General features: G+C 66.4%; 14 protein-coding genes. 9 read left to right on the top strand and 5 right to left on the bottom strand.

Features of this window, described 5'->3' with window-relative positions:
- Positions 1 to 28 precede the first annotated feature (28 nt).
- Entirely contained in the window at positions 29 to 1,288 is a 1,260-nt protein-coding gene (locus IM738_RS18905; protein ID WP_336886528.1) for a pseudouridine synthase, read from the bottom strand.
- Positions 1,289 to 1,365: 77 nt separating this feature from the next.
- Here IM738_RS18905 and IM738_RS18910 point away from each other — a divergent pair, with 77 nt between their 5' ends.
- Complete coding sequence (locus IM738_RS18910) at positions 1,366 to 1,716, top strand: hypothetical protein (protein ID WP_236962592.1); 351 nt, start codon at positions 1,366 to 1,368, stop codon at positions 1,714 to 1,716.
- A 146-nt stretch (positions 1,717 to 1,862) separates the two neighbouring features.
- On the opposite strand, the gene IM738_RS18915 is transcribed toward IM738_RS18910, so the two are convergent.
- From IM738_RS18915 to IM738_RS18925, 3 genes are all read right to left on the bottom strand, one after another.
- Positions 1,863 to 2,579: a Crp/Fnr family transcriptional regulator gene (locus IM738_RS18915; RefSeq protein ID WP_236966360.1), complete on the bottom strand. Its 717-nt coding sequence runs from the start codon at positions 2,577 to 2,579 to the stop codon at positions 1,863 to 1,865.
- Between the two features lie 85 nt (positions 2,580 to 2,664).
- On the bottom strand, positions 2,665 to 3,555 hold the full coding sequence (locus IM738_RS18920) for a UbiA family prenyltransferase (protein WP_236962593.1): 891 nt from the start codon (positions 3,553 to 3,555) through the stop codon (positions 2,665 to 2,667).
- Positions 3,552 to 7,025 carry a glycosyltransferase family 39 protein gene (locus IM738_RS18925; protein WP_236962594.1) on the bottom strand — a complete coding sequence of 1,158 codons (3,474 nt, stop codon included), beginning with the start codon at positions 7,023 to 7,025 and terminating at the stop codon, positions 3,552 to 3,554. The genes IM738_RS18920 and IM738_RS18925 overlap by 4 nt, the downstream gene beginning before the upstream one ends.
- Positions 7,026 to 7,361: 336 nt before the next feature.
- Here IM738_RS18925 and IM738_RS18930 point away from each other — a divergent pair, with 336 nt between their 5' ends.
- The 8 genes from IM738_RS18930 (at position 7,362) to IM738_RS18965 (ending at position 17,301) form a co-directional block, all read left to right on the top strand.
- A complete protein-coding gene (locus IM738_RS18930; RefSeq protein ID WP_236962595.1) occupies positions 7,362 to 9,308 on the top strand; it encodes an AMP-dependent synthetase/ligase in 1,947 nt (648 codons plus the stop codon).
- Positions 9,305 to 10,087, top strand: a complete 783-nt coding sequence (locus tag IM738_RS18935; RefSeq protein WP_236962596.1) for an ABC transporter ATP-binding protein — start codon at positions 9,305 to 9,307, stop codon at positions 10,085 to 10,087. Before IM738_RS18930 ends, IM738_RS18935 begins: the two co-directional genes overlap by 4 nt.
- 155 nt (positions 10,088 to 10,242) lie before the next feature.
- A complete protein-coding gene (locus IM738_RS18940; protein ID WP_236962597.1) occupies positions 10,243 to 11,172 on the top strand; it encodes a branched-chain amino acid ABC transporter permease in 930 nt (309 codons plus the stop codon).
- 33 nt (positions 11,173 to 11,205) lie between these two features.
- Positions 11,206 to 12,282: a branched-chain amino acid ABC transporter permease gene (locus IM738_RS18945; protein ID WP_236962598.1), complete on the top strand. Its 1,077-nt coding sequence runs from the start codon at positions 11,206 to 11,208 to the stop codon at positions 12,280 to 12,282.
- 175 nt (positions 12,283 to 12,457) lie between these two features.
- A complete protein-coding gene (locus tag IM738_RS18950) occupies positions 12,458 to 13,789 on the top strand; it encodes an ABC transporter substrate-binding protein (protein ID WP_236962599.1) in 1,332 nt (443 codons plus the stop codon).
- Positions 13,790 to 13,993: 204 nt separating this feature from the next.
- Positions 13,994 to 14,803: an ABC transporter ATP-binding protein gene (locus tag IM738_RS18955; RefSeq protein WP_236962600.1), complete on the top strand. Its 810-nt coding sequence runs from the start codon at positions 13,994 to 13,996 to the stop codon at positions 14,801 to 14,803.
- A 142-nt stretch (positions 14,804 to 14,945) separates the two neighbouring features.
- Complete coding sequence (locus IM738_RS18960) at positions 14,946 to 16,193, top strand: phenylacetate--CoA ligase family protein (RefSeq protein WP_236962601.1); 1,248 nt, start codon at positions 14,946 to 14,948, stop codon at positions 16,191 to 16,193.
- A 124-nt stretch (positions 16,194 to 16,317) separates the two neighbouring features.
- Positions 16,318 to 17,301, top strand: a complete 984-nt coding sequence (locus tag IM738_RS18965) for a tripartite tricarboxylate transporter substrate-binding protein (protein WP_236962602.1) — start codon at positions 16,318 to 16,320, stop codon at positions 17,299 to 17,301.
- Between the two features lie 95 nt (positions 17,302 to 17,396).
- Here the strand turns inward: IM738_RS18965 and IM738_RS18970 are convergent, their stop codons facing one another.
- Positions 17,397 to 17,723, bottom strand: coding sequence for a DUF1840 domain-containing protein (locus IM738_RS18970; protein WP_236962603.1), 327 nt, complete (start codon positions 17,721 to 17,723; stop codon positions 17,397 to 17,399).
- Positions 17,724 to 17,759 lie beyond the last annotated feature (36 nt).

Raw genomic sequence — 17,759 nt, forward strand, 5'->3', positions numbered from 1 at the left:
GCCACGTTCAATGCCGCTGCCAAGGGGCTCAGAAACTCTCCCCAGCCCCCAGATACCGCCACTGCCCCACCGGCAGATTGCCCAGCACCACGTTCCCGATGCGGATGCGCTTGAGGCCCACCACGTGCAGGCCGACCTGTTCGCACATGCGGCGGATCTGGCGCTTCTTGCCTTCTTTCAATATGAAGCGCAGCTGCTCGGGGTTCATCCAGTCCACCTGGGCGGGCTTCAGGGGCTGGTCGTCCAGGCTCAGTCCGTGGCGCAGCCGGGCCAGCTGGGCGGCGGGAAAAACGGACTGCACGTCCTGCGTGACCACGCCCGCGCCGTGCGGGCCGTTGGGTGCGTAGTGCACGCGCACCAGGTATTCCTTTTCGATGCCGCTGCTCTCGCCGATGAGCTGGCGCGCGATGCGGCCGTCCTGCGTGAGCACGAGCAGGCCGACGGAGTCGATGTCGAGGCGGCCACAGGGCGCGAGGCCGCGCGTGTGTTCGGGGGCGAAACGGCGGCCGTCGGCCGGGTGGCGGGCATCGCCACGCCACTGGCTGGGTGCGCCGATCAGCGTGGCGGCGGCTTCGTGGCCGTCTTCGGGCTGGCCGCTCACGTAGCCCATGGGCTTGTGCAGCAGGATCGTCACCTGGCCCGCCTGCTGGTGGCGCGCCTGGGGCAGCACCTCCACGTTGGCGTCGGGCGCCACGGGCATGCCCATGACGGCGGGCTCGCCGTTGACCAGCACCCAGCCGCGCGCGATCCACTCGTCGGCCTCGCGGCGCGAGCACAGGCCGAGGTCGGCCATGCGTTTGTTGAGGCGGATTTCACCGCGCACGTTGCCCACGCGGGCGAGGTCGGGCCGGTGCGGCTGCACCGGGCGCGGGGCAGCGGACGGCGCGCGTTGCGGGCGGTCGGCCGCGCCATAGGGTGCGTCGCGCGGGTCGGCGCGGCGCGGGGCCGGACGCTCGCTCCAGCCACGGTCGTCACCGCGCGGTGCGGCTCCGGGGCCTGAGCGCGGGCGGTCGCCGGTGGGTCGGGGGCCTGTGGGCCGGTCGCTGCCCGGGCGGTCGGCGCCATAGCGGGGCCGCTCGGCACGCTCGCCTTCGGGGCCAGCCCGTTGGGCACCGCGGCCAGGTGAGGGTTCACGCGGCGGCTTGGGGGCGGAGGCCGACACGCTCTTGGCGCGGGCCGGACCGGGCGGGCGCACCGGGGCGCGGCGCGGCGCGAAGGGGTCGGGGGCGGTCTTTTTGGCGGCGCCCGGGGTGAGCTTGAGGGTGCGTGCGGGCTTGTCGGTGGTCATGGAGGGGATCATCCCAGATTGGCGCGGCGGCATCGGCACAATCGACGGTTTGTGACCCCAGATCAAGGTGCCTCTCGATGAAACGTTTCCCTGCCACCTGCGCAGCTTTGAGCCTCCTGCTGCTGAACGCGTGTGCCGCGCGGTCCAACCCGGATGCAGAGCCACCGATTTCCGAGCGCACCTACGCGGATCACGGCTGCGCCGACCTGGGCGAGGCCTGGCGCGACATGCGCGACCACGAAGACCAGCTGAGCGGCGAGGTCGCGCGCATCGCGAGCGGGCAGCCGGTCACCGATTCCCCGCGTCCGCCGAAGGACCGCGGCCACGCCCAGGCGCTGGACGCGGTGCGCGCCCACCTGGACGCGATCCGGGCGCGCGCCAGCCGCACGGCCTGCACCTTGCCGACGGGCACCACGGCGCGCAATTGAGGTTCACGAGGCCTGCCTCCGGAGCGTGCCTCAATCTGGAAACCCCACCGGAGCGCGTGCCTCAACCCAGAACGCGGTGGAACCGGCTTCGCCGGGCCACTCGCGTTGTCCCCCCGGGGGGAAGCCGCGAAGCGGCGCAGGGGGGCCTACAACTCGCCTTGCCGCAGCGCCGCAAGGTCCAGCACCCGCAGGCCGCCGTACTCGATGCGGATCCAGCCCTTCTCAGCCAGCGTGGACAGCGCTTCGTTGACCCGCTGGCGCGAGAGGCCGACGAGGTACGCCAGCTCCTGCTGGGTGATGCGCAGGATGCCGCCCACGTTGGGCGAGAGCAACGGGTGAAACAGCGCCGCGAGGTTGCGCGCCACGCGCAGGTCGGGGTTGTTGATGCGGTCGATCTCGCGCGCGGCGATGAACTGGCCCAGCCGCTCGTTGAGCTGGAACATGACAAACCGGTTGAACCCGATCGAGTGGTCGAGCAGCCAGTCAAAGGTCTCGACCGGCAGGCCGGCCACGTGGCTGCGGCGCAGGGCCTGGATGTTGTAGCGGTACTGCTCGTGTTTGAGCACCGTGCCTTCGCCGAACCAGCCGCCCGGCGCCACACCGGTGAAGGTGATCACCGGGCCTTGCGAGTCGTCGTTGCTCATCTTGAGCAGACCGTCGACCAGGCCGAACCAGTAGGTCACGGGCCGGCCGATGCGGCAGATGTAGTCGCCGACCTGCGCCTGCGTCACCACCAGCGCGTCGACCGCGCGCTGCCGCTCGCTCTCGGTCAGGCGCTGCAACCAGGGAATCTGGGCCAGTTCGCTGGCCTCAGGCGCACGGGCGCGCTCTCGCAGCGCGGCACCGGAGCGCAGGGGTGTCATGGGCGCCATGGCGTTGGTCCTGTCACTCGTGATGTCCATGTCGGGGGGCCGAACGGCCCCCCGCTCCTGAAACGGCGGCACGTTGTCATGTCAACAGCACGGACATGATCATGACGGCACCCATGCCCGCGTACAGCGCACGGTAGCGGATCTGCAGTCGGCGCACGCTCTGGAACGGCAGGCCCTCACGCATCGCCTGCAGCGTCCAGTGGAGATGCAAGGGGTAGATCGCGGCGACGACAAGGGCCAGCCCTTGCGGCACGGCGCCGTTCAAAGCCAGCAGGATCAACAGCGCGTCGGCGAAGTTGAACAGCGCGAAGCTGACGATGAAGACCCGCTTCTTGCCGAACTTCACCGCGTTGGTGTGGATGCCGTTGCCCAGGTCGGCCTCGCGGTCGCGAACCTCCTGTGTCAGGTGCCCCGCGCTGAAGATCACGGCAAAGAACAGCGCAATCTGCAGGCCATGGATGTCGGGGCTTCGAAACACGGAATAGCCCAGCAAGAAGTGCAGCACGCCACTGACCAGGTGCAGCGCCGAGCTGACCAGGGGGACACCCTTCATATAGACATGGGGGACGGAGTACAGCGCGCTCGCGACGGCGATCATCAGCCCCAAGCCCAGCGTTGCAGGCCCCAGCTGGCTGAAGGCCATCAAGCTCAACAGGAGCAGCAGCAGGAGCAAGGCCGCGACCTCATGGCGCCGAATGCCTCGGTTCAGGAACACGCCCGCCGAACGTGCGGGGTCCCGAAGGTCCTGGTGGACGCCGGCCCAGTCGTTGAGCAAAAAGACGTGAGCCACCAGGAAGGCGTTGCCGGCCGCCAGCAGCATGAGCGCCATCACGCTCTGGTTCGTGAGCTGGCTCATCGCGAACACGGCACCCAGCAGGGGCGTGCCCTGAAGCACCAGGACCTCGTCGAACCGGATGCACGACAACAGACGCAGCGCCCAAGGCGCAACGGGAGACCGATCCGTCATGGCTGGCGACCCGCGCTGTTCAGATACAGCCGCAGCCAGATGGCGTACCCCACATCCTCTGACCAGTACAGCCGCGACACCGAGGCGCTGAGGTCGTTGTGGTAGAGCATGGGCGGATTCTGTCTCACCGCGGAAAACCCGTCGTCCGAGAGCGCCTGCAGCAATTGAAGCACCTGGGCCTGGGAAGGCACCTGATCCCCGCCCCCTTCCAGCGCCACCAGCATCCGGGCCGCATCCAGCCAGACGCGCTGCTCTGGAATGTCGGTCTGCACCCGGGTCGGCGGCAGCTGCAAGTCGCAGCCCACGGCTTTCAGGTCCGTCTGGCGCATCACGGGCACCAGCGGCGCCTTGCGGTAATAGACCCAGAGGCGTTCCTGATCGATGGTGTTGCGCAGCGCCGTACACAGCGCTCGGGCGGCTGGCGGGTCCACCTGGGCCAGCCACATGAGCAGGTGCATCTGGATGCCCACATCCGGAGGGTTCGGGTCGGCGCCGGGGTTGAGGCAGCTGTACCCGCTTTGCGGCGCCAGCCAGGTCTGGTACAGACCTTCAGCGGTGCGGTAGCGTCGCAGCGTCTCCAGAGCGGCCGGTCGCAGCGAATCGGCGCCCGGCGCCAGGCGCCACACCAGCGCGGTGTCGTCGGTGTCCGGCGTGATGGTGCACATGCCGTTCTCTTTCATGGCGCGTCCACCGGGCTTGCCGTGGTACCGGACCAGGCCACTGGACTCGATCTGCTGTTGCAGATGGTTCCGGGCCAACGCCAGGCTGCCCGCCAGACCCACGTTGTCGGCCTTGCTCCCGAGCACATCGACCATCAGGGCGGTGACGTAGGTGTTCATCTCTTTCACAGGCTGCTCAAAGCGTGTCCCGGTGGTGTGTGAAGTGAGCCAGTAACCGTCGGCCTGCTGCCGGCGGTGGATCAGCCCCACGGCCAGCCCTGCGCGTCGGGCCAGCTCACCGTCTGGCGTGCGGGCTTCAGGGTCCTCGGCAATCCCTGCCTGTGCCGGTTCGACACGGATGTCGCTCAGGCCAAGAACCAGGTTCCGGGCATCGCCACTGGGCAAGGGATTGACCGTGGCGCTGTCCAGCGCCAGGAGGTTGATGAGGTTGCGTCCCGCGTGGAGGCGGGTGCGCACCACGACAGAGGCTGCACCCTCGAAGGTGCGCTCCCGTCCCACCGGCAGACCATCGTGGAGCAACAGGAACCTGCGATCGGAAGTGGTGAGACCGGGGCCGGGCACCACATCGAGCCGCAGGTCCACGTCGCGGTCCTGCCGCGACCACAGCGCAAACTCGATCCCTTCGGCGGCCCCCTGCCCCAACCACAGGAACCCGCGCTCCTGGCCTCCATGGTCTTCCACGGGCCAGGGTGTCTGCCACATCGCGGGATCAATCCCCACCTGGTTCATGAGCGGGGGCGCGACCCTCACCAGGGGCAACGCGGCGGGAACTTCCGTGTGGGCCAACGGCAGCTCGTTCATGGGCGAGCCCTTCACCTCGTACAGCCGCTGACCCGGCGAGCGCAACGGGATGTCCCTCAGGTTCGCATCCTCGTTGAGCCACCGCACGAACTCGCGGGTATCGTGGGCCGGCGACCAGAGAAAGCTGGCCCGCTTATCGTTGTGGATCAACACATGGGTCACCCGCTCCGTGTCCATGATCCGGCGCATCCGGACCGGGTCGAACCGGCCGTTCCCCCAGGGAATCACCGCGTTGGCGTAGTGCGTTTCCGGTGAAAAGAGGGGGTATTCGCGCGAATCCCTGTCCCCCACGAGCAGCACACGGGACCCGGAGGGCAACACCGATCTGGTCACCTCGCTGAACGGTTCGCTGAGCACCACACCGGTCGCCGCCCCGGAAGCCGGTTGCCACACGTTCTGGACCAGAGACCGGATGGGCTGGAACGCGGCGTACACGACCGCCAACGCCGCCAATGCCCTGGCAACGCGGCTGCCCGACAGGCGTGGGGCCAGCACCGCGATGCCCAGAGTCAAGGCCAGCGCATAGGCGCCCACCAGAAACCGCCCGGGCACGTCCGAATGGACCATCCAGCGCGCCCCGAACAGAATCGCCGCCCACAGGGGAATGGCCAGCAAGGCCAGCACCGAGACATCGGTCAGCCTGACGCGGGGCCATGTCGACACCAGGTTGCGCGCCAGGTGCACCAGCGCGACCAGCAGCACCGGCATCCAGAGCAGCCCCCACAGCGAATACCGGGCGGCCTGCTCTGGCAGCGTGTAGGCAAACAGGCCCGGCCAGGATTGGTCCTTCTCGCCCAGCAAGGGCTCGCCCGCCCCCAACGCGGCCATCGCCTGGTTGGCCGCCCGACTGAAGCCGGCGCGAGCTTCCTCAGAAACAGGCACGACAGGCAACTCCAGCGTCTGGAAGGCAAAGCGCACCGCGTGCGTGTACATGACTTGTGGCTCGATCTGCGCTTTCACCGCCTGTTGCGCCAGCTCGGGCCCCATCGGGTGACCGTGGTTGACGGTGTTGAAGACCAAGGGGATCAGCAGCGCGCTCAACAGTCCTCCACACAGTCCTCCTGCGGCCAGGAACTTCAGCTGCCGGACACGTGACACCTCGCCGGACGCCCACCACACGATCAGCACCAGGCTGGGCAGCAGCACCACCGGGAACGACCGGACATTGATGCTCAGGACCGCGAACACGCCCAGGAAGAAACACCGGATCGGCCCCGGCGCGGCACCCACCGTCACCGCCCAGTGAGCGAGACCGAGCAAGGTCAGGATCGCCCAGATTTCCGGCTTGAGGCCCATCGCGCTGGAGAGCACCAGTGGCGTCGAGACCAGGACCAGCACACCCGCCAGGGCCGCGGTCTGCCCCAGCCTCAATGCGCGCAAGAGCAGGTACTGCCCGACGGTCGCCAGCGGCAACGCCAGCCCGAACACCAGACGGCCGACCAGCTCCGACTTGGTCAGCAACACCGGCCACAGGAAAAACAGCTCACTGCCGAACGGCACGATGTTCTGCTGGATGATGTGCGCGCTGTAGGGAAACACGCTGCGGTTCTGGATCCAGTGGATGACCCGCGTGGCGTGATACAGCCAGTCGTCCGAGTTCCGCAGCGGCTCCATCCCCTGCCGCACCATCGCCAGCAGGACGACCGCGCCGATGACGCACAGGAGCAGGAGGCCCCACACCGAAAGCCCCCCGACAAACGCCGCCAACCCCGAGCGCAGCCGGCTCACAGCCTGTTCGACACCTTGCCGCGTGGGCCAGTGCCAGCCGCCCGTGAACCGCAGGGTCAGTGCGCACAACAGCCCCTGAAACAGCAACCACCCCGCCGGGGTCAGCTGGTGAACCAAGGAGGTCAGGCTGGTGATCGCACCGACCTGCAGCATCACGCTGGCCACAAAGATCCAGTAGCCGTCGGCCGGTGTGCGAGCGAGTCGCGAGGCCCAGCGCAGCGAGACCCAGACCATCAACAGCAGGGAGATGAAAAAAAACATGCGTGGCGTTTCGAGGTGTGGTCTCGTCCGTGGACGGTCTGCGCTGCGGTGGCGGCCTGCCCCCATTGTCGGGTGCACCCATGCGCGCCCTCGCGCGGCATCCAGAGGTTCGACAGCCAGCGCCGCGGCTTGAATGGCGGGGTGCCGTTCGGGCGCTTGCTGGGCGGGGCGCCCCTAGGGAAAGTCCTAGCAGGGGTCAACCCTCAATTGTCGTCGTACCGACAACATAACGTCAAACATCTGCCTACCATCGCGACCAGAGTGATTTGAACGTGGGGTGCCCCACAGATCCCGGAAGCGGTCTGTCCCGACCCTCGGACCCAGGAGATTTTGGCAATGCAAACGACTTTCCCCCGGCTTTTGCTGGCTCACGCGAAGCAGCGTCCCGACGCGGCCGCGATGCGCGAAAAGGAATACGGTATCTGGCAAACCACGACCTGGGCCGCCATGGCGCAGCTGGTGGAAGCCATCGCCTGCGGCCTGCATCAGGCGGGCCTGCAGCGCGGTGAGCACATGGTGGTGATCGGCGCCAACCGCCCGCGCCTCTACGCCACCATGCTGGCCGCGCAGTCGCTGGGCGCGATTCCGGTGCCGCTGTACCAGGACGCCGTGGGCGCCGAATGCGTGTTCCCCATCAACAACGCCGAGGTGCGCTTCGCGGTGGTGGAAGACCAGGAGCAGGTCGACAAGATGCTCGAAATCCGCGACCGCTGCCCGCAGCTCTCGCACATCTACTACGACGACCCGCGCGGCCTGCGCCACTACGACCAGCCCGGCCTGGGCGCGCTGGAAGAACTCATCGGCGCCGGCCAGGCGTTTGCCAAGATCCACCCCCAGCTGTTCCAGCAGCAGGTGGACATGGCGCAGCCCGACGACGTGGCCGCGATGTTCTTCACCTCGGGCACCACCGGCAACCCCAAGGGCGTGGTGCACACGCACCACACGCTGATCAACCGCGCCGACGTGGGCGCGCGCTTCGACAAGCTGACCAGCGCCGACGAGGTGCTGGCCTACCTGCCGCCGGCCTGGATCGGCCAGAACATCTTTTCGTATGCACAGTGGCTGGTGGCCGGCTACGTGGTGAACTGCCCGGAGTCGGGCGCCACCGTCACCATCGACCTGAAGGAAGTCGGCCCCACGTATTACTTCGCGCCGCCGCGCGTGTTCGAGGGCCTGCTCACCACGGTGATGATCCGCATGGAAGACGCGGGCACGATCAAACGCAAGATGTTCCACGCCTTCATGGACGTGGCACGTCGCGTCGGCCCGGCCAAGATGGACGGCAAGTCGGTCGGCTTTCTGGACGGCCTCAAGTACGCGCTGGGCAACCTCTTCGTGTACGGCCCGCTGCGCAACAGCCTGGGCCTGTCCCGCGTGCGCGTGGCCTACACCGCCGGCGAGGCCATCGGGCCCGACCTGTTCAGCTTCTACCGCTCCATCGGCATCAACCTCAAGCAGCTCTACGGCTCGACCGAAACCGCCGTGTTCGTCTGCCTGCAGCCCGACCACGAAGCGCGCGCCGACACGGTGGGCGTGCCTTGTGAGGGCGTGGAGATCAAGCTCAGCGAGACCGGCGAGATCCTGGTCAAGTCGCCCGGCCTGCTCAAGGGTTACTACAAGAACCCCGAGGCCACGGCCGAGGTGCTCACCGCCGACGGCTGGTACCACACCAGCGACGCCGGCTTCATCGACGCGTCGGGCCACCTGAAGATCATCGACCGCGTGAAAGACGTGGGCCGCATCAAGGGCGGCAGCAACGACGGCGCCATGTTCGCGCCCAAGTACGTGGAGAACAAACTCAAGTTCTTCTCGCAGATCAAGGAGGTGGTGGCCTATGGTGACCAGCGCGAGAAGGTCTGCGTGATGGTCAACATCGACTTCGAGGCCGTGGGCAACTGGGCCGAGCGCCGCAACCTGCCCTACGCCGGCTACACCGACCTGGCGCAGAAGCCTGAGGTGTACGAGCTGATCCGTGAGTGCGTGGAGAAAGTCAACGCCGACCTGAGCCGAGACGAGCTGCTCGCCGGCAGCCAGATCAGCCGTTACCTGGTGCTGCACAAGGAGCTGGACGCCGACGACGGCGAGCTGACCCGCACCAACAAGGTCCGTCGCGGCTTCATTGCCGACAAATACAGCGCCCTGGTCGACGCCCTCTACAGCGGCAAGACCGAGCAGTACATCGAAACCCAGGTGAAGTTCGAAGACGGCCGCACCGGCAGCGTGAGCGCCACGTTGCAGGTGCGCGATGCGAAAACCTTTGCTCCTGTGAAAGCTGCGGCATGACCAAAAAGATTGGCGACGTCATCCTGGACGTGCAAAACATCAGCCTGCGCTTCGGCGGCGTGAAGGCGCTGACCGACATTTCCTTCAACGTGAAGGAACACGAGGTGCGAGCCATCATCGGCCCCAACGGCGCGGGCAAGAGCTCCATGCTCAACTGCATCAACGGCGTGTACCAGCCGCAGGAGGGCAGCATCAGCTTCCGCGGCCAGACCTTCAAGCACATGAACAGCCGGCAGGTGGCCGAGATGGGCATCGCGCGCACCTTCCAGAACCTGGCGCTGTTCAAGGGCATGAGCGTGATCGACAACATCATGACCGGCCGCAACCTGCGCATCAAGAGCAACCTCTTCCTGCAGGCGCTGCGCCTCGGCCCGGCCCAGCGCGAAGAAGAGCAGCACCGCGAGTTCGTCGAACACATCATCGACTTCCTGGAAATCCAGGCCTTCCGCAAGACGCCCGTGGGCCAGCTGCCCTACGGCCTGCAAAAGCGCGTGGACCTGGGGCGCGCCCTGGCGATGGAGCCGCAGGTGCTGCTGCTCGACGAGCCCATGGCCGGCATGAACCTGGAAGAGAAGCAGGACATGAGCCGCTTCATCCTGGACGTGAACGACGAGTTCGGCACCACCATCGTGCTGATCGAACACGACATGGGCGTGGTGATGGACATCTCCGACCGCGTGGTGGTGCTCGACTACGGCAAGAAGATCGGCGACGGCACCCCGGAAGAAGTGCGCAACAACGAAGAAGTCATCAGCGCGTACCTCGGCACATCTCATTGATGGGACAGACCATGTATCAGAACAACACACCAGTCCACCTGAAGGAGCGCCAACCCAGGGCGCCGCAGATCCGGCTTTGCCGGGCTGCCAGCGCCGCCCCCTTGAGGGGGGATGCGGCTACGCGCAGCGAGCAAGCAACGGGGGGGAGATAACTCATGGCTTTTTTTCTGGAAACTTTGCTGGGCGGCCTGATGGCCGGCATGCTGTATTCGCTGGTCGCGCTCGGCTTTGTGCTGATCTACAAGGCTTCGGGCGTCTTCAACTTCGCGCAGGGCGCGATGGTGCTGTTCGCGGCGCTGGCCATGGCCCGCTTCTCGCAATGGATCCCCGAGTGGCTGGGCTTGGACAACAAGTTCCTCGGCAACGTGCTCGCCTTTGCCGTCGCGGCGGCCTGCATGTTCGTGCTGGCCTGGCTGATCGAACGGCTGGTGCTGCGCCACCTGGTCAACCAGGAAGGCGTGACGCTGTTGATGGCGACGCTGGGCATCACCTACTTCCTCGACGGCCTGGGCCAGACCATCTTCGGTTCGGACATCTACCAGATCGACGTCGGCATGCCCAAGGACCCGATCTTCCTGCTCGAAGGCGTTTTCGAAGGTGGCGTGCTGGTGAACCTGGAAGACGTGTACGCGGCCTGCGTCGCGGCCTTGCTGGTGGTGGTGTTGTCTCTGTTCTTCCAGAAGACCAGCACCGGCCGCGCGTTGCGCGCCGTGGCCGACGACCACCAGGCAGCGCAGTCCATCGGCATCCCGCTCAACCGCATCTGGGTCATCGTCTGGTTCGTGGCCGGAATCACCGCGCTGGTGGCCGGGATCATCTGGGGCTCCAAGATGGGCGTGCAGTTCTCGCTCACCACGGTGGCCCTGCGCGCCCTGCCCGTGATCATCCTGGGCGGCCTGACTTCGGTGCCCGGCGCCATCATCGGCGGCCTGATCATCGGCGTGGGCGAGAAGCTCTCCGAGGTCTACCTCGGCCCCATGGTCGGCGGCGGCATCGAGATCTGGTTCGCGTATGTGCTGGCGCTGGTGTTCCTGCTGTTCCGGCCGCAAGGACTGTTCGGCGAGAAGATCATCGACCGCGTGTGACCGCACAACGAAAACAAAGAAAGGGCTCGCACCATGTTCTATCGTGAAAACGGTCAATTCAAGACCTCCTACCGCACCGACCAGCAGATCTTCCCGATCGCGCAGGACCGCTGGGCCATCCTCGCACTGATCGCGTTCGCCTTCATCGGCGTGCCGTTCCTGGTGGACGAGTACATGTTCCGCGCCATCCTGATTCCGTTCCTGATCCTGGCGCTGGCCGCGCTGGGCGTGAACATCCTGGTGGGCTACTGCGGCCAGATCTCGCTGGGTTCGGGCGCCTTCATGGCCGTGGGCGCCTACATGGCCTACAACACCTACATCCGCATCGAAGGCATGCCGCTGGTCATCGCCCTGCTCTCGGGCGGCTTCTTTGCCACGCTGGTGGGCATGTTCTTCGGCATCCCCAGCCTGCGCGTCAAGGGCCTGTACCTCGCGGTGGCCACGCTGGCAGCGCAGTTCTTCTGCGACTGGGCCTTCCTGCGCATCGGCTGGTTCACCAACAACAACGCCTCGGGCTCGGTGTCGGTGTCCAACATGCAGATGTTCGGCATGCCGATCGAGACGCCGGTGCAGAAGTACCTGTTCTGCCTGAGCTTCCTGGTGGTGTTCGGCCTGCTGGCCAAGAACCTGGTGCGCTCGGCCATCGGCCGCGAGTGGATGGCGATCCGCGACATGGACGTGGCGGCCGCCGTGATCGGCATCCGCCCGATGTACGCCAAGCTCAGCGCGTTCGCGGTCAGCTCCTTCATCGTCGGCGTGGCGGGCGCGTTGTGGGCCTTCGTGCACCTCGGTTCGTGGGAGCCGGCCGCCTTCTCGATCGACCGCTCGTTCCAGCTGCTGTTCATGGTGATCATCGGCGGCATGGGTTCGATCATGGGCAGCTTCTTCGGCGCGGCCTTCATCGTGGTGCTGCCCATCTTCCTGAACCAGTTCCTGCCCGCGCTGGGTTCGCTGTTGGGCGTGGAGATTTCCACGGCGACCGTGTCGCACACCGAGTTCATGGTGTTCGGCGCGCTGATCGTGTGGTTCCTGATCGTGGAACCCCATGGCCTCGCCAAGCTCTGGAGCATTGCGAAGCAGAAGCTTCGCCTGTGGCCCTTCCCGCATTGAGATGGCTACCCCCTGCGCCGCTTCGCGTCTTCCCCCTGGAAGGGGGACGCTCCCTGTGGCCCGGCGAAGCCGGTTCCACGGGAGCCCTGGCAGGTGCACGTGCCCCGGTTACAGATGTGATTTTGAGTGATGGTTTTCTGTGTGTTTGTTTGAACGTTCCTTTAGGAGACAAATGATGAAGATGCGCAATCTGGTTCTTTCTGTGTCCATGGCCTGTGGTGCCCTTTCCGGCGCTCTGGTCCCGACGGCTGCCATGGCCCAGGCCAAGGAGCAGTTCTTCCCGGTGCTGGTGTACCGCACCGGAGCCTACGCGCCCAACGGCGTGCCGTTCGCCAATGGCTATGTGGACTACCTCAAGCTGGTGAATGCGCGCGGCGGCATCAACGGCGTCAAGATCTCCTTTGAAGAGTGCGAGACCGGCTACGCCACCGACCGTGGCGTGGAGTGCTACGAACGCCTGAAGGGCAAGGGCGCCACGGTGTTCCAGCCGCTGTCGACCGGCATCACCTTCGCGCTGACCGAGAAGGCCCCCAATGACAAGATTCCATTGATCACCGCCGGCTATGGCCGCAGCGAGTCGTCGGACGGCGGCGTGTTCAAGTGGAACTTCCCCATCGCCGGCACCTACTGGGTCGCAGCCGATGCGCTGGTCCAGCAGATCGCCAAGAAAGAAGGCGGCATGGACAAGCTCAAGGGCAAGAAGATCGCGCTGGTTTACCACGACAGCCCGTTTGGCAAAGAGCCGATCCCGCTGCTGCAGGAGCGTGCTGCCCAGCTCGGCTTCCAGCTCAGCCTGCTGCCCGTGACCGCCCCTGGCGTCGAGCAGAAAGCCACCTGGCTGCAGGTGCGCCAGCAGCGCCCTGACCACGTGATGCTGTGGGGCTGGGGCGTGATGAACTCCACCGCCCTGAAGGAAGCACAGGCGACCGGCTACCCGCGTGAAAAGATGTGGGGCGTGTGGTGGGCCGGTGCCGAGCCGGACGTGAAGGACGTGGGCGCGGGCGCCAAGGGCTACAACGCCGTGACCATGCAACACGGCACCGAGAAGGGTGCGGACGTGGTCAAGGAAGTGCTGGCGAAGCTGCACGACAAAGGCCAGGGCACCGGACCGAAGGAAGAGGTCGGCGACGTGCTGTACATGCGCGGCCTGATGAGCGCCATGTTCGGCGTGGAAGGCGTGCGCGCTGCCCAGGAACGCTTTGGCAAGGGCAAGGTCGTGACGGGTGAGCAGGCCCGCTGGGGCTATGAAAACCTGAACCTGACGCAGCCCAAGCTGGACGCGCTGGGCTTCAAGGGCGTGATGCGCCCGATCTCCACCAGCTGCCAGGACCACATGGGCGCCAACTGGGCCCGCGTGCACACCTGGGACGGTGCCAAGTGGCAGTTCTCCAGCGAATGGCTCCAGGCCGACGAGCAGGTGCTCAAGCCCATGGTCAAGGCCGCCGCCGACAAGTACGCGGCCGAGAAGAAGCTGACCCGACGCGCGCCGGCCGACTGCCAGAGCTGATCGGAATCACCCCCGCCGCGCTTTGCGCGACCCCCTCAAGGGGGCGACACCAGCGGCCCGGCAAAGCCGGTTCCGCGGTGTCCCTTGATGGGGTCACTTCGTCTGCGGCGGGACGTGCTGAAGATTGATCCGGGCTGACCTGCTCAGCCCCCATCCGAAAGGTCGGTTCGCCACACCTTTCGAATGGCTCCCAAGGAACACACCATGACGACTCCCAACATCGTTCTCAACGTCAACGGCATCGAGGTCATCTACAACCACGTGATCCTCGTGTTGAAGGGCGTTTCGCTCAACGTGCCCGAGGGCAAGATCGCGGCGCTGCTGGGCGGCAATGGCGCGGGCAAGACGACCACGCTGCGCGCCATCTCCAACCTGCTCAAGGCCGAGCGCGGCGAGGTCACCAAGGGCAGCGTGGAGCTGCGCGGCGAGCGCATTGAAAACCTCACGCCCGCCGATCTGGTGAACCGCGGGGTGGTGCAGGTGATGGAAGGGCGCCACTGCTTCGCCCACCTGACCATCGAAGAGAACCTGATGACCGGTTCTTACACGCGCACCGACAAGGCCGAGATCGCGCGCAACCTGGAGAAGGTCTACAACTACTTCCCGCGCCTGAAGACGCGCCGCACCTCGCAGGCGGCCTACACCTCGGGCGGCGAGCAGCAGATGTGCGCCATCGGCCGCGCGCTCATGGCCAACCCCAGCGTGGTGCTGCTCGACGAACCCTCGATGGGCCTGGCGCCACAGATCGTGGAAGAGGTGTTCGAGATCGTGAAAGACCTCAACACCAAGGAAAAGGTCACCTTCCTGCTGGCCGAGCAGAACACCAACATGGCGCTGAAGTACGCCGACTACGGCTACATCATGGAAAGCGGCCGCATCGTGATGGACGGCGCTGCCGCCGACCTGCGCAACAACGAAGACGTGAAAGAGTTCTACCTCGGCATGGGCGGCGGCGAGCGCAAGTCGTTCAAGGACGTGAAAAGTTACAAGCGCAGGAAGCGTTGGCTCGCGTAGCGAGCCAACAGCTTCTGCTGGCCCACCCCTGCGCCGCCTTCGGCGTCACCCCCTCAAGGGGGCAACGCGAGTGGCCCGGCAAAGCCGGTTCCACCGCGTTCTTGGTTCAAGACACCTCCCTCCACCTTTTGTCGCTGCTGCCATGACCGACTTCTTTGACCGCCTGGAAACCCGTTCACCCGCTGATCGTGAAGCCGCTCAGATGGCCGCGCTGCCGGGTCAGCTGGCGCACGCCAAGCAGAACAGCGCGGCGTTCGCCGACATCCTGCGGGACATCGACGTCTCGGGCATCCAGAGCCGCGCCGCGCTGACCCGCATCCCGGTCACGCGCAAGAGCGAGCTGCTGGAGCGCCAGAAGGCCAAGCGGCAGCACGATGCGTTCGGTGGTTTTTCCGCCCTGCTGCGCGGGCCGGCGATGTCGCGCATCTTCGCGTCGCCGGGCCCGATCTACGAACCTGAAGGCGCGAGCAAGGACTACTGGCGCGCCGGCCGCGCCCTGTTCGCCGCCGGCTTCCGCTCCGGCGAGCTGGTGCACAACAGCTTCAGTTACCACATGACACCGGGTGCGTTCATCCTGGAGTCGGGCGCGCACGCCGTGGGTTGCACCGTGTTCCCGGCCGGCACCGGCCAGACCGAGCAGCAGCTCGAAGCCATGGTGGACCTCAAGCCCAACGGCTACACCGGCACGCCGAGCTTCCTGCGCATCCTGCTGGAGAAGGCCCGCGACACCGGTTCGGACGTGCGCAGCCTGAGCAAGGCCTCGGTCGGTGGCGAGGCCTGCCCCCCCAGCCTCACGGCCTGGTTCAAGGAACAGGGCGTGGACGTGTACCAGACCTACGCCACCGCCGACCTCGGTCTGGTGGCCTACGAGACCGCGGCGCGCGAGGGACTGGTGCTGGAAGAGGGCGTGATTGTCGAGATCGTGCGTCCCGGCACGGGCGACCCGGTGGCGGAGGGCGAGGTGGGCGAACTGGTCGTGACCAGCCTCAACCCGGCCTACCCGCTGATCCGCTTCGGCACCGGTGACCTCTCGGCCGTGTTGCCTGGCACCTGCCCCACGGGCCGCACCGCGCCACGCATCAAGGGCTGGATGGGCCGCGCCGACCAGACCACCAAGATCAAGGGCATGTTCGTGCACGCGGCCCAGGTGGCCGACATCGCCAAGCGCTTTCCGCAAGTGCACAAGGCCCGTCTGGTGGTCAGCGGCGAAATGGCGAACGACCAGATGTGCCTGCAGGTGGAAGCCAGTGATGTGGGCGAAGGACTCCGCGAACAGATCGAGGCCGCCATGCGGGAGGTCACCAAACTGCGTGGGCAGGTGCAGGTGGTGCGCCCGGGCAGCCTGCCCAACGACGGCAAGGTGATCGAGGACGCCCGCAGCTACCGTTGATCTGGCGCAAACACCTGTCACGAAAGGGTTTTCCCCTGTGGCCGGCTACGTAATTACCGCGATTCCAGGCCCGGGTTTGAGGGCTACCATGCAGCGTCGAACATCCCATCCTAGGAGCAACTGCATGAAAAAGATCCTGGCCCTTGCACTGACCGCCGCCGTCTCGGCCGGCGCCTTTGCCCAAGCCTTCCCCTCCAAGCCCATCACCCTCGTGGTGCCTTTCGCCGCCGGCGGCCCGACCGACCTCGTCGCGCGTCAGCTGGCCGAAGCCATGCGCAAGCCCCTGGGCGGCGCCACGGTGGTGGTGGAAAACGCGGCCGGTGCCGGTGGCACCATCGGTGCCGCCAAGGTCGCCCGTGCCGCACCCGATGGCCACACCCTGCTGGTCTGGCACATCGGCATGGCCGCCACGGCCGGCCTGTACCGCAAGCTGCCCTACAAGCCGCTGGAAGACTTCGAGTACCTCGGCATGATCAACGACGTGCCGATGACGCTGCTGGGCGCGCCCAAGCTGCCCGCCGCCACCTACCGCGACTTCGAGAATTACATCAAGGCCAACGGCGGCAAGCTCAACCTGGCCCACGCCGGGCTGGGTTCCGCCTCCCACCTGTGCGGCCTGATGTGGCAGTCGGCGATGAAACTGGACAAGTCCATGACCACCATCGCCTACCGCGGCACGGGCCCGGCCATGAACGACCTGCTGGGCGGCCAGGTGGACGTGATGTGCGACCAGACCACCAACACCACGGCGCAGATCGAAGCCGGCCGCGTCAAGGCCTTCGCCGTGACCACCGCCAAGCCGCTGAGTGGCCACAAGCTGCTCAAGGACTACCCATCGCTGCAGGAAATGGGCCTCAAGGGCTTCAACCTGACGATCTGGCACGCCATGTACGCACCCAAGGGCACGCCGGCCGACGTGCAGAAGAAGCTCAACGACGCCCTGCAGGTCGCGCTGAAGGACCCTGAGTTCGTCAAGAAACAGAATGAACTCGGCGCCATCGTCGTGACCGACAGCCGCGTGACCCCAGCGGGCCACAAGGCGTTCGTGGCCAGCGAAATCACCAAACTGAAGGCTGTGATCGACGCTGCCGGCCAGTTCGCCGACTGAAGCGCCGGGCACCCGCGCCCGGTCGGGCGCAGGCCAACCCAGCAAGCCGCCTTCGGGCGGCTTTTTTGCGCCCGCCGAACAACCCTTGCCAGGGGTCAGGTGCCCCAGACGATCGCCACGTCCGCCGTCTGGCAGCGCTGCATCATCTCGATGAAGGGCGCACAACGCATGCGCAGGCTGACCGTCTCGAACTCCGGTTCGGGTTCGCCCTTGGCCCGGGCCTCTTCCTTGAGGCGCTGGTGCAGGGCTTCTTCGACCACCGCCGCCTCGCGCAATGCCTCGACCGCACCGGGAAACTCGGCCGGTTGAAGGATGCCGGGCCCGGCGGGGTCTTTGCCCAGGATTTCAAGGATGCGCTTGCCGGTGGGCTGGAGCATCACGAGGTCGCCCGTTTCTCGGGACTTGAATCGGTACAGGGACATGTGGAACTCCTAGGTTGAACGGGTCCATTCTTGCAC

It is taken from the genome of Hydrogenophaga sp. SL48 (genome assembly GCF_021729865.1).
GTDB lineage: Bacteria > Pseudomonadota > Gammaproteobacteria > Burkholderiales > Burkholderiaceae_C > Hydrogenophaga.

Bases quoted from the DNA above. Each gene is read 5' to 3' on its own strand.
- IM738_RS18965 (WP_236962602.1), top strand. From the start codon at position 16,318: ATGAAAAAGATCCTGGCCCTTGCACTGACCGCCGCCGTCTCGGCCGGC.
- IM738_RS18930 (WP_236962595.1), top strand. From the start codon at position 7,362: ATGCAAACGACTTTCCCCCGGCTTTTGCTGGCTCACGCGAAGCAGCGT.
- IM738_RS18925 (WP_236962594.1), bottom strand. From the start codon at position 7,025: ATGTTTTTTTTCATCTCCCTGCTGTTGATGGTCTGGGTCTCGCTGCGC.
- IM738_RS18910 (WP_236962592.1), top strand. From the start codon at position 1,366: ATGAAACGTTTCCCTGCCACCTGCGCAGCTTTGAGCCTCCTGCTGCTG.
- IM738_RS18940 (WP_236962597.1), top strand. From the start codon at position 10,243: ATGGCTTTTTTTCTGGAAACTTTGCTGGGCGGCCTGATGGCCGGCATG.
- IM738_RS18905 (WP_336886528.1), bottom strand. From the start codon at position 1,288: ATGACCACCGACAAGCCCGCACGCACCCTCAAGCTCACCCCGGGCGCC.
- IM738_RS18970 (WP_236962603.1), bottom strand. From the start codon at position 17,723: ATGTCCCTGTACCGATTCAAGTCCCGAGAAACGGGCGACCTCGTGATG.
- IM738_RS18950 (WP_236962599.1), top strand. From the start codon at position 12,458: ATGAAGATGCGCAATCTGGTTCTTTCTGTGTCCATGGCCTGTGGTGCC.
- IM738_RS18955 (WP_236962600.1), top strand. From the start codon at position 13,994: ATGACGACTCCCAACATCGTTCTCAACGTCAACGGCATCGAGGTCATC.
- IM738_RS18915 (WP_236966360.1), bottom strand. From the start codon at position 2,579: ATGACACCCCTGCGCTCCGGTGCCGCGCTGCGAGAGCGCGCCCGTGCG.
- IM738_RS18960 (WP_236962601.1), top strand. From the start codon at position 14,946: ATGACCGACTTCTTTGACCGCCTGGAAACCCGTTCACCCGCTGATCGT.
- IM738_RS18920 (WP_236962593.1), bottom strand. From the start codon at position 3,555: ATGACGGATCGGTCTCCCGTTGCGCCTTGGGCGCTGCGTCTGTTGTCG.
- IM738_RS18945 (WP_236962598.1), top strand. From the start codon at position 11,206: ATGTTCTATCGTGAAAACGGTCAATTCAAGACCTCCTACCGCACCGAC.
- IM738_RS18935 (WP_236962596.1), top strand. From the start codon at position 9,305: ATGACCAAAAAGATTGGCGACGTCATCCTGGACGTGCAAAACATCAGC.